The 11244-nt window shown below is 38.7% G+C and carries 9 protein-coding genes; 6 read left to right on the top strand and 3 right to left on the bottom strand.

Annotated features, from left to right (window positions below):
- Nucleotides 1-132: 132 nt before the first annotated feature.
- On the bottom strand, nucleotides 133-2880 hold the full coding sequence (locus tag CWS20_RS21075) for a dynamin family protein (protein ID WP_066193553.1): 2748 nt from the start codon (nucleotides 2878-2880) through the stop codon (nucleotides 133-135).
- A 260-nt stretch (nucleotides 2881-3140) separates the two neighbouring features.
- On the opposite strand from CWS20_RS21075, the gene CWS20_RS21080 reads away from it, so the two are divergent.
- The 4 genes from CWS20_RS21080 (at nucleotide 3141) to CWS20_RS21095 (ending at nucleotide 7212) form a co-directional block, all read left to right on the top strand.
- Nucleotides 3141-4061 (top strand): DUF1002 domain-containing protein, encoded by a 921-nt coding sequence (locus CWS20_RS21080; RefSeq protein ID WP_066193550.1) that lies wholly within the window; start codon nucleotides 3141-3143, stop codon nucleotides 4059-4061.
- Between the two features lie 375 nt (nucleotides 4062-4436).
- The gene (locus tag CWS20_RS21085; RefSeq protein WP_241198670.1) at nucleotides 4437-6119 is read left to right on the top strand and encodes a glutamine--tRNA ligase/YqeY domain fusion protein; all 1683 of its coding nucleotides are present in this window, start codon (nucleotides 4437-4439) and stop codon (nucleotides 6117-6119) included.
- A gap of 134 nt (nucleotides 6120-6253) precedes the next feature.
- Nucleotides 6254-6904 carry an SIMPL domain-containing protein gene (locus CWS20_RS21090; protein ID WP_066193548.1) on the top strand — a complete coding sequence of 217 codons (651 nt, stop codon included), beginning with the start codon at nucleotides 6254-6256 and terminating at the stop codon, nucleotides 6902-6904.
- A gap of 62 nt (nucleotides 6905-6966) precedes the next feature.
- Nucleotides 6967-7212, top strand: coding sequence for a DUF2164 domain-containing protein (locus CWS20_RS21095; RefSeq protein WP_066193546.1), 246 nt, complete (start codon nucleotides 6967-6969; stop codon nucleotides 7210-7212).
- Between the two features lie 88 nt (nucleotides 7213-7300).
- Here CWS20_RS21095 and CWS20_RS21100 read toward each other — a convergent pair whose 3' ends face one another.
- A complete protein-coding gene (locus CWS20_RS21100) occupies nucleotides 7301-8023 on the bottom strand; it encodes a glycerophosphodiester phosphodiesterase (protein WP_066193545.1) in 723 nt (240 codons plus the stop codon).
- 151 nt (nucleotides 8024-8174) lie between these two features.
- Here CWS20_RS21100 and CWS20_RS21105 point away from each other — a divergent pair, with 151 nt between their 5' ends.
- Nucleotides 8175-9017: an MBL fold metallo-hydrolase gene (locus CWS20_RS21105; protein ID WP_066193544.1), complete on the top strand. Its 843-nt coding sequence runs from the start codon at nucleotides 8175-8177 to the stop codon at nucleotides 9015-9017.
- An 89-nt stretch (nucleotides 9018-9106) separates the two neighbouring features.
- On the top strand, nucleotides 9107-10066 hold the full coding sequence (locus tag CWS20_RS21110) for a D-2-hydroxyacid dehydrogenase (protein WP_066193543.1): 960 nt from the start codon (nucleotides 9107-9109) through the stop codon (nucleotides 10064-10066).
- 50 nt (nucleotides 10067-10116) lie between these two features.
- Here the strand turns inward: CWS20_RS21110 and CWS20_RS21115 are convergent, their stop codons facing one another.
- Nucleotides 10117-11049: a DMT family transporter gene (locus CWS20_RS21115; RefSeq protein ID WP_066193542.1), complete on the bottom strand. Its 933-nt coding sequence runs from the start codon at nucleotides 11047-11049 to the stop codon at nucleotides 10117-10119.
- Between the last annotated feature and the right edge of the window lie 195 nt (nucleotides 11050-11244).

Below are 11244 nucleotides of genomic sequence, written 5' to 3' on the forward strand. Positions count from 1 at the left end.
GGCACTCTGTGACCATTTTTCCTTACACCCTCTTGATTATGATTCCAGCTATTCCAGCAAACCGTTTTAACTGCATTGTCTCGCTATATAATGAAAAAGGAAGGCCACTTAAACAAGGCCTTCCTTCACTTATTAATTATATTGCTTCACTCGTTCATCAATATTGGTCATCCAAACATATTGCTTCAGTTTTAATTCAAATAATGTTAAAGGATTTTTGTACACTTCAGGGTTTTTCCTCATATCTTCTAGCGCCTGGTTGTTATTTGCAATGATTGTATGAGATTCCTCTACTGTCGTATTTAAAATAGCATAAGGATCCTGGAAGAACATCTTAATGTCTCGATCCAATGCTTTTTCAAATAGCTCAAATTGCTGGATAAAGCTAGCTGTAATATTATCGGCGATTTCTCGATAGTCTTCATTTTCAACGAATTGCTTATATTTATTGTGGAGCATCGCTTTGTTTTGCGGAATAAGGCCAAATATTTTTCCTGCACTTTTCAGCAGTATTTGCGTAGGCGTATAGCGTAACAGTATATTGGCTTTTTCCAGCTGAATGCCTCCATGAGTTAGGCGGTCAGCATCGCGCTTCCAATCTTCCAGTATTCTAAAGTCGCAGCTTAATGTCAGTTTATTAAAGCCATACAGTTCATTAAAGCTGTCGCCCATTTCATGCAAGAAGGCTTGGCTTTCATTGAATTCCTGTTCACTCGCGGCAATCCAGTCTTGAATAGAGAGACGGAATTCAGGCAATACGTTTTCTTCGATATGATCGCGTATACGCTGGTTCATTTCTTCATTTAACTGGACATGAAGCTTGCTGAAGTCGCTATCTTCATGTATCGTTTCGGCACAGTTTCGTAAAATTTCAGGTATGGAGGCGGATAATTTATCTTCCATTGTTTTTTTAATATCTCGGTAAGAATGTTTAATCGACTTAATTTTATCCTCTTCCATATCCTCCAGCTGGTGAATCGCACCGTTAAGCTTCGTCAGCATTTCCTCATTCCAATTGATGTCATCAATCAAGCCATTTTCTTTTTCTACACGCTTATCAAGTAAAAACTTGATGGACTTACGAATATAATGAAGCATTTTTTCCGTTCGTTCCGATTCTAAATGGCGCTCTTCCATCATTGACTTTATAAACACTGAAAAGTCACTTAGCTGCTCATTGCGATCATATTGCGGCGAATAAGCAAAGATCTTTGCTTTAGGAAAATAAGTAGATACTCGTGAAATCGTATCATCCATTAGCTCAACTGCTTCCTGTTCGCTGCCAGCCACATCTAAATGATTCAGAAGGAAATGCACTGGAAGAGATGGCGCTTGTTCACGCACCTTCACGACAATATCAAGCTCTCTGTCAGATAACGGATGGTTCGCATTTAATACGAAGAGCAGGCTGTCAGCAAAATGAAGGTATTGGAACACATCATTTCTAAACTTATTGCTGCTTGATAGTCCTGGTGTGTCTATCACTGCTAATTGATTTTCCGCTAAATAAGCAAAAGGCATTTTATAATCTACAAATATTTGTTCTCTGCGATCGGAACCCGTTCTTATTTCTGAAAAATCATTAATGATGCGGATGGATTCATCTGTCACTTCTGTCATCTCAACTGCATCATAGTCTTTATACATGACAGAAGCAGACAAGTTCTCCACTCTTACACTGTCGCCAAGGAGCTCTTGAACGAACTCGGATTTGCCACTGCTGGACATCCCTGCAATAAGTACATGCTGAGCATTTAAATCAAGCAGCTCTTTTACCATCCATTCAAAACGCTCGCCCATTAATACATCGTGCTCTTCTGCCCATTTCATGATTGATTGAAATAGCATGAAGCATTCTTCAAGACCATTTTCCAATGTGCCTGACTGACTAATAATTTGTTCAGCCTCATTAATTGCTTCGGCTTCTATATTTGAAGGGAAAATTTCACTCCATGCCAGAACAGATGCAGATGCAACTAAGGCGTAGCTCGGTGATGTAATGGTCACCCAGTTTTTTAAATGAAGCGGAATCAAATGTGATAAATCACGAATAAGCCGCTTGCCGTTTATCAAATCAAAATATGTCTCATGATAAAGCGCTGATAAGTCATTCCATGTATGTGTATGATCGCCGCCAAATTTTTTCATTAATTGGTTAAATTCTTTTAGCCAGGCAAAGTATAAATCTCTTCCTTGATAGCTTTTCCACAGAGCAGCTGCCAAATTTTCAAACTGCCTTAAATCATTTTTATAAAGGACTGTTAAAGCTTCACTAAAATAGGCTGGCTCTATTTTCGCTGTTTTTCCATCCAGCACATATGATTTCAATGTATGGAACCATGAAAGTGATTCTGTGCGAATCGATTCGTTTACCGCTAGCTCAACTGCATTCTGCCAGTCTTGATGCTCCTCGAAAAAGGCCCGTGCGATATTGGTCACATCTGGATAATCCGGATCTAAATAAACGGCATTTTTAATCGATTCAACCGCTTTCTCCAGTTTTCCTTTCTCTATGTATAAAGAAAATAATTGTAGAAGAACTTCTATTTTTAACACATCTGAATCTGTTTCAATCGATTTATAAATATCCTCTGCTGTAGAAAGTAAATCGAGTTCAAAGTAAGCATCAGCCACATTTTTTCGAGCCCATGGCAAAAATTCATTATTGATATTCTCCCATTTAAAAATAGCTGCTTCATAGTCTTTATGATGGTAATATACTTCGCCTTGGGCAAAGCGTATCATCGTTAAGTCAGATGATTCTTTTTGATTTTCTGCTACATAAGCCTCGCCCAGCACTCTGATTGGATGTAAATTCTCTTTTTCTACCATATATGTTTCAAAAAAGTTTTTATTTATTAATTGATTTTCTAATGTCATTATCGTTTCCCTCGCTTTGCATTTAGGATGCAAGCACACTCTTGCTGCTTCTATCCTGTCTATTCTATCAAAAATTCTTCTGCAAACAATTTCATTTACCTATCATTTTTGATACATAAATGTTGAAGAATGTAATATTTTTAATAAGCTTCTTTATAATTTTCGTTCCACTCACATATTTTTTGCTGGTATATTAGTATTATTAAATGAAACTTTTCCTGTTGTTAAACGTCTATACACATAGTGAAAGGAGAATCCTAATGAAAAATACGTTTAAAAAATGGCTGGCTGCTTTAACAGTGGTTGCTCTTGTACTTAGTGTGCAAACGATCGCACAAGCATCCTCTGGCGATAAAAATAATGAAGACAGCATTAATGAGAAATACGGTTCACCTATAGTTGTTTATGGTGAAGCCCTTACCCCTGCTCAAAAAGAAGAAACGAAGAAATTGCTAGGTGTAAAGGCTAATAGTGTAGTAGAGGAAATGACTTCAACTGCAGATGATATTGTTAACTATATTAAAGGCGATCCCCGCTCTAATATGTATTCCTCTGCCAAGATCACTAGAACAGATACTGGCCAGGGCGTCATCATCAATCAAGTAACACCGGAAAATATTACAGAAGTTACAGATGAAATGTATGCAAATGCGCTTTTAACAGCTGGAATTGAAGAAGCAATTGTTGACATCGCTTCACCAGTGAAAGTAAGCGGACATTCGGCACTTGTCGGCATTTACAAAGCTTATGACCAAGGCGAAGGCACAGAGCTTGATAAAGACCGTACTGAAGTCGCTAATGAAGAATTAAACATCGCCACTAGCCTGGCAAAAAAAGAAGGCATGGATCAGGAAAAAGTAACTGAACTGCTAACAGAAATCAAAAAAGAAATAGCGGATCAGAACCCGGCTACAAAAGAGGATATTCAGCAAATTGTTGATGAGCAAATTAAAACATTAGAGCTGCAATTAAGTGAAGAAGACCGCAAGCTTCTTTACGATCTATTTGAAAGAATGCGCGAGCTGAACATTAATTTTGAAAATGTGAAATCACAATTGGAATCTTTGGCAAAAGATGTTCAAAGTAAAATTTCTGATGCCGTTGGTGACAAAGGGTTTCTGGAAGCAGTATCAGATTTCTTCTCAAATTTGATTGATTCTATTAAAGGAATCTTTTCATAATTCATAAGCACTGGAGCCACTTACTGGCTTTAGTGCTTTTTATTTTGCTCATTCATCATAAATTATCATATTAATGCTGGATTTTTATATGAATACCATTGAAAAAACGAAGGTTTCGTCTAAAGAACCTGGCTTTCTTATAATTACCCGACAGAAAGGCTTTTTAACCGTGATTTTTTTGTATATAATAGATAAAATCAACAGTCACTTTATTTAGCTGGTAGGAATGTATAAATTTTTTTATTCCTGAAATTTATACATAAGAAAGATATCATTTAAATACCGCATAAGAAAAACTAAGGCATTCGCCGAAAACCTCCTGCGAACGCCAAGATTTACTAATCTTCCATTTATCTTTAAAATAGGAATAATAACATGTTTAGAAAGGCTGATATCGGATTGGAACAATCAAATTTTATTCGGACGATAATTAAAGAGGATTTAGAAACAGGCAAACGCGATAAAGTCATTACACGCTTCCCTCCTGAACCGAACGGCTACCTACACATCGGTCATGCCAAATCGATTATTATCAACTTTGGTTTAGCTGACGACTTTAACGGCAAAACTCACCTCCGCTTTGATGATACAAATCCATTAAAAGAGGATCAAGAGTATGTGGATGCCATTAAAGAAGATGTAAAATGGCTTGGCTATGACTGGGAGGAGCTTCGCTTTGCATCCAACTATTTTGATGAGATGTATGAGCGCGCTGTTCTTTTAATAAAAAAAGGAAAAGCTTATGTAGATGATCTATCACAGGAAGAAATTCGCGAATATCGCGGAACACTTACTGAACCCGGCAAAGAAAGCCCGTACCGCAATCGTTCTGTTGAGGAAAATCTTGATCTATTTGAACGCATGCGCAACGGCGAATTTGAAAACGGCAGCAAGGTGCTGCGCGCTAAAATTGATATGTCTTCGCCAAACTTAAACTTGCGCGATCCTGTTATTTACCGTATTTCTCATGCTACTCACCATAATACTGGTGATACTTGGTGCATCTATCCTATGTATGCTTTTGCACATCCACTTGAGGATGCCATTGAAGATGTCACACACTCTTTATGTACAACAGAGTTTGAAGACCAACGTCCACTATACAACTGGATTGTGGAAGAATGTGAAATGGAAAGCAAACCGCAGCAAATTGAATTCGGCCGCTTAAACATTACAAATACAGTCATGAGCAAACGCAAGCTTAAACAGCTAGTTGACGAAAAGATAGTCGATGGCTGGGACGACCCAAGAATGCCAACAATATCAGGCTTAAGAAGAAAAGGCTTCACACCTGGAGCCATTCGTGAATTTGTTCAGGAAACAGGCGTTTCTAAAGGGAGCGGCGCTGTAGACGAAGCAATGCTTGAGCATTATGTGCGAGAGGACTTAAAATTAACTTCTCCACGTACAATGGGAATCCTTCGTCCGTTAAAGGTCGTTATTACGAACTATCCTGAAGATCAATCTGAACTTCTTGACGCGGAAAATAACCCTGAAAACGAAGAAATGGGCACAAGAAAAATCCCATTTTCACGAGAAATTTATGTGGAACAAGACGATTTCATGGAGAATCCTCCGAAGAAATATTTCCGTCTCTTCCCTGACAACGAAGTTCGTCTAAAGCATGCCTATTTTATTAAATGCAATGATGTAATCAAAGATGAAGAAGGAAACGTTATTGAGCTGCACTGCACTTACGATATTGAAACAAAAAGCGGCTCTGGCTTTACCGGCCGTAAAGTAAAAGGTACATTGCACTGGGTTGACGCCAAAAGCGCGATTCCAGCCGAATTCCGTCTTTACGAACCGCTAGTATTAGATGAACAAATGGCAGAAGATGATTCAGAGGAAAAAGACTTCCTTGACCATATTAATCCTAACTCGCTAGAAATTGTTCAAGGTTTTATTGAACCTAATATGAAGGATGTCAAGCCTCACGACAAATTCCAATTTTTCCGCCATGGCTATTTCAATGTTGACCCTAAATACTCAACCTCAGAAAAGCCTGTGTTCAATCGTATCGTTTCACTGAAAAGCTCATTTAAAATTAATAAATAGTTGATTGAAAAGGGAGAATCATGATGGTTCTCCCTTTTTTGTCACCTTACTACCAACCTACTCGCCTCTACTTGTGCTCATCACCAACCTTCCCACATATAATTGATAAAAAAATGAAAGGCGTGAGGCTAAAGATGTACTATCCATATGCAGAGAGCTACAGGCAAAACCCTAGGCGCATAATGAAAGTTCATGGCAATGCGACACTTGATGTTAAACCAGATACAGCAACGATACAACTAGGCTTGATTACTGAGGACGAACAGCTCAGTCAAGCACAACAGGAGAATGCAGAAAAAATGAATCTCGTCATTCAATCACTTTTACAGGCAGGAATTCCGAGATCGGCGATTCAAACGTCTACTTTTAATATTCATCCCCGCTATGAATTTGAGGATGGAAAACAAATATTTAAAGGATATCGGGTAACAAATGATGTAACTGTCAAATTGAAAAATTTGGAACAGACTGGACAGGTCATCGCCCTTGCCTTGCAAAATGGAGCAAATACAGTGTCAAATTTACAATTCTCTATAAGTAATGAGGAGGAATGGTATCAAAAGGCATTGAGTGCAGCGATCCAAAATGCAATTTTGAAAGCAAACACAATAGCTGACACTTTAAATGTCAATGTCGATTCGATTCCTGTAAAAGTGATAGAAGAGCAAAACCGATTTAACCCTGTCGTTAGAACCTTTGCTACTGCAGAAGCAGCCGCTCTCCCTCCGATTGAGCCTGGCGAGATAACAATTGAAGCGGCTGTAGCAGTAAACTTCCAATATTAAAAGGATGTTTTTTATATTTTTTTTACTGTATAGTGGCTTCATGAAGAAAGGAGTGTTATCACTTGTTCTATAAAATTTCTAAAGAACAGCAGCAAATGATGATTGAAGAAATCCAAGCTTACTTTTCCCAAGAAAGAGATGAGGATTTATCTGAGTTTGCTGCGGAAAGAGTATTGGATTTTGTTAAGGAATCACTTGCACCTCATTTTTATAACGCAGGTGTAAATGATGTTAAAACGATGGTCGGAGAGCAATTCTCTGCCATTGAAGATGAGATTCTTACATTGGAGCGCCCGATTAGAAGATAAGCGCAATTGCCTCCCACTTTGATTAAGCGCTGTCATTCATAAAAAATGGTTCATCTAATAAATTCTTAGATGAACCATTTAAAACGAATTATTTCTGCATAAATAAATCAGGATAATCAGTCATAATGACTTCCGTCCCTGCTGCGAGCAATTTCTCCCCCTCACTCAAAGTGTTAATCGTGTAAACCCTTAATGGTAAGCCTCTTTCAATCGCCTTTTGTCCATACTCGGATAAAGCAAAAACCGCTTCACAATGAATGGCATTCGCCCCTATATTTTCAGCAACTGTTACTGCATTCTTTTGCATCCCTAAAATCAAATAGCCGATTTGTATATCCGAATCAAGCATGCGGATTTTCCTTAAGCTTTCCGGATTAAATGATGATAGAATAATGCGGTCACTAATACCGTAACGATTGATCAATGCCAGCACCTTTTCTTCCATTCCTTCATAGCGAATGACATCATTTTTCAACTCCACATTAATCATCAGATGATTATTCTGCTTTGTCGCCCATTCGAAAACTTCATCAAGTGTAGGAATAGCGATTCCATAAGACGCTTTATTGAACCAGCTCCCGGCATCTAGCTGTTTAATATCCTCATATTTAAAATCTCTAATGTATCCAGTTCCATCGGTTGTACGATTGACTTCTTCATCATGAATGATCACAAGCTGACCATCCTTCGATAATTGCACATCCAACTCAATCCCATGTGCACCAGTTTGCAAAGCTGCTTCAAAAGCAGCCATTGTGTTTTCCGGATAACGTCCGCTTAGACCTCGATGAGCAAAAATCATTCTAGACATCACTCCCTTTTCTGGAATATATCACTATTTTACAAGAAGCATTTGAATATAGTGTGAACAATTTGTAAAAATAGCTCCTTCTCTCTTCCGATTAATCCTTGAGTTAGCGGGTATACTCAAACTATAGGATTGACGAAGGAGGAAAAGTTTAATGACAGAACATGAGTCCACTGAGCGCTATATGCCTATCACATCTTCGACAAGCGGAATGCTTGTGAACGCAGCAGAAGGAATTCACTATTTAACCGTTCAAATCGTAAATGTATGCTTTGTAACGATTTCACAAGATGAGTGGGTGCTTGTAGATGCCGGCATGCCAAAATCGGCCAAAAAAATTATTGAAGCAGCAGAAGAGCTTTACGGTGAAGGTGCAAGACCTCATGCAATTATTTTAACACATGGGCACTTTGACCATGTTGGCGCGATTTTTGAACTTATTGAAGAATGGAACGTACCAGTCTATGCCCATTCACTTGAACTCCCTTATTTAACCGGCGCAAAAAATTATCCTGAACCAGATTCCACTGTCGAAGGCGGATTAATCGCAAAATTTTCTTCAATGTTTCCTAATGAAGGAATCAATTTAGAAACTCATATTCAACCGCTGCCAAGCGATGGTAGCATAATTGAAATGCCAGGCTGGAAATGGATTCATACGCCAGGTCATACGCCTGGACATATATCATTGTACCGTGAAAAGGATGGTGCCTTAATCGCAGGCGACGCCTTTGTCACAGTAAAACAAGAATCACTTTATAAAGTATTAACACAAGAACAGGAGATTAGCGGTCCACCAAGATATCTGACTACTGACTGGGATTCAGCATTAAATTCCGTCCGCACACTTGAAGCCTTAAAACCTTCAATTGCCATTACCGGACATGGCATTCCTATGGCAGCCGGCACACTTGAAAATAGTCTGCTCACACTAGTCCGAGACTTTGAGCAAATCGCCATACCTGAGCATGGTAAATATGTGAATGATGAAAATTAATAAAAAATTATGACGCATATTTCATTACGGCATCCTCATTCATTTGCTATGATATTAAAATAGAGAATATTTATAGGGAGGATAAGAGAATGACAAAAAGAAAAATCGTGATTACCCAAGATCTAGAACAACGCCTCATTGATGCTGTCGCGAATGTAGCCTCAGATTGGGAACTAATTGTTGGAAAAGATCCTTCCGTATGGCAAGAGGATGTTAAGGATGCCGAAATTATTGTTTCTTGGAAACACCGATTACACGATACTTTTTTGCAAAATAACAATCTTCGCTGGATACAAGCATGGAGCGCTGGAGTGAATTACTTGCCGCTTGACCAGTTTGAGAAAAAAGATATCCTTCTAACAAGCGCAAAAGGTGTACATGCCTATCCAATCTCGGAAACGATTTTTGGCCTTATGCTTGCGCTAACGAGGAAAATTGATACATACGTAAAAAATCAGCTCTTAAAAAAATGGGACGAGAGTGATATAAAGCTAGAAATCCATGGGAAAACAATTGGCATTATTGGTGTAGGGATGATTGGTCAGGAAACCGCTCGCATCGCCAAAGCATTCAATATGAATGTGATTGGTGTCCGCCATTCAGGCAAACCTGCCGAATATGTTGATGAAATGGTGACTTCACTTGAAATTGATACGATCCTGCCAAAATGCGATTATGTAGTAGCGACTCTTCCTCTTACGAAAGACACGTATCACCTTTTTGGAGAGAAGCAGTTTGAATTAATGAAGGATTCTGCTTTCTTTATTAATATCGGTCGCGGCGAGATTGTTGATGAGCAAGCTTTATACAATGCACTAAGTAAAGGAAAAATAGCAGGAGCCGGTCTTGATGTGTTTGAAAAAGAGCCGCTGCCAATTGAGAGCCCATTATGGGACTTAGATAATACAATTATTACCCCGCATACTTCAGGTTCAACCGAACATTATAAAGAGAGGGTAATCGAACATATTTTTCTTCCTAACTTTAAAAACTATATTGAAGGATTGGCACCAACTGTTAATCTAGTTGATTATAAGAAGGGCTATTAAGTAGAAGGGCCACAGTCAATTTTTCTGACTGCGGCCCTTCCTCATTTAAATCAAAGATTTAATTGACTCTGCTCTCTTGCTTTTCGTCTTCGCCTTCTCAGCATCTCCTCAAATGCCCCCGAACCAAACAGCACGCCTGGAATAATAAGCACCAAGCCGATTAGATGGAAGAGGGTTATCGTTTCATTTAGAAATAAAGCTGAGCCGACTAATGCAAAGAAAGTATTTAAGTTTAGAAAAATCGATGCTTCTGCCGGTCCAATTTTACTAATGGCAAAATTATAGCCCATTTGTCCAATAGCCGTTGCTAAAACCGCAGAAGCTAAGAAAATAGCCCACATATAAATAGGCACATCGGTTATTTTAGTTAATCCGCCAGGCTCTGTTCCCAAACTAATTAAAAAGAGAATCGCTCCCCCACAGAGCAGCATATATCCTGTTAATAACCGCGAATCAATTGTTTTTGCTGCCTTGCTAATTATAATAAAGCTAAACGCCTGAGACAGGATTGACAAAAACACGTATAAATCTCCTAATGACAAACCAGAAACTCCTTGATTTCCAATTAATACAATAAAGGCAACGCCAACCCCGCCAAGGATAAAGCCAATCATTTGGATCACTGAAGGCATCGCTTTAAGGACAATCGCTGAGAGAATAGCTGTCAATAGCGGGCCCGTTCCTAATATCAGACCGCCATTAGCTGCCGAAGTTTCCGTCAAACCATTTGATAAAAAATAATGATGCCCGACTATACTAAACATACAGCCAAATAAAATATAAAGTCCCTCTTGCCTAGTCGGCCATCTCACCTTCCGCATAAACGCAAGAATAATAAACACAACCACCCCTGCTGTCAAAATGCGCAATGCCGTAATCGTTATCGGAGGAAATTCTGTTACAAGTATTTTGATCGTTGGTACATTAAACCCCCATATCATCATCAGCACAGTCATAAGCAGCAAAGTCCACATGTTTTTCATGAAGTATCCTTCTTTCACAATCATTAATGCCCTTGATTTTAACATAAAAAAGTTTGATTATGGCAGGTTTTTAAGACAAAAAAGGAAAATGAGCATTTGTTCGTCAGGTGATAATTGCCGATAGCACTTTAAGGTGACGCTTAAATCACTGAGGCTAGTGCAAATATTTATAAAGTGACGCTTAAATCACTGAGG

Origin of the sequence: Cytobacillus horneckiae (assembly GCF_002835735.1) — a bacterium.
Lineage (GTDB): Bacteria > Bacillota > Bacilli > Bacillales > Cytobacillaceae > Cytobacillus > Cytobacillus horneckiae.

What these genes read in the sequence shown, in the direction of transcription:
- CWS20_RS21105 (WP_066193544.1), top strand. Translation starts at nt 8,175, where the DNA reads ATGACAGAACATGAGTCCACTGAGCGCTATATGCCTATCACATCTTCG.
- CWS20_RS21090 (WP_066193548.1), top strand. Translation starts at nt 6,254, where the DNA reads ATGTACTATCCATATGCAGAGAGCTACAGGCAAAACCCTAGGCGCATA.
- CWS20_RS21110 (WP_066193543.1), top strand. Translation starts at nt 9,107, where the DNA reads ATGACAAAAAGAAAAATCGTGATTACCCAAGATCTAGAACAACGCCTC.
- CWS20_RS21115 (WP_066193542.1), bottom strand. Translation starts at nt 11,049, where the DNA reads ATGAAAAACATGTGGACTTTGCTGCTTATGACTGTGCTGATGATGATA.
- CWS20_RS21100 (WP_066193545.1), bottom strand. Translation starts at nt 8,023, where the DNA reads ATGTCTAGAATGATTTTTGCTCATCGAGGTCTAAGCGGACGTTATCCG.
- CWS20_RS21085 (WP_241198670.1), top strand. Translation starts at nt 4,437, where the DNA reads ATGTTTAGAAAGGCTGATATCGGATTGGAACAATCAAATTTTATTCGG.
- CWS20_RS21080 (WP_066193550.1), top strand. Translation starts at nt 3,141, where the DNA reads ATGAAAAATACGTTTAAAAAATGGCTGGCTGCTTTAACAGTGGTTGCT.
- CWS20_RS21075 (WP_066193553.1), bottom strand. Translation starts at nt 2,880, where the DNA reads ATGACATTAGAAAATCAATTAATAAATAAAAACTTTTTTGAAACATAT.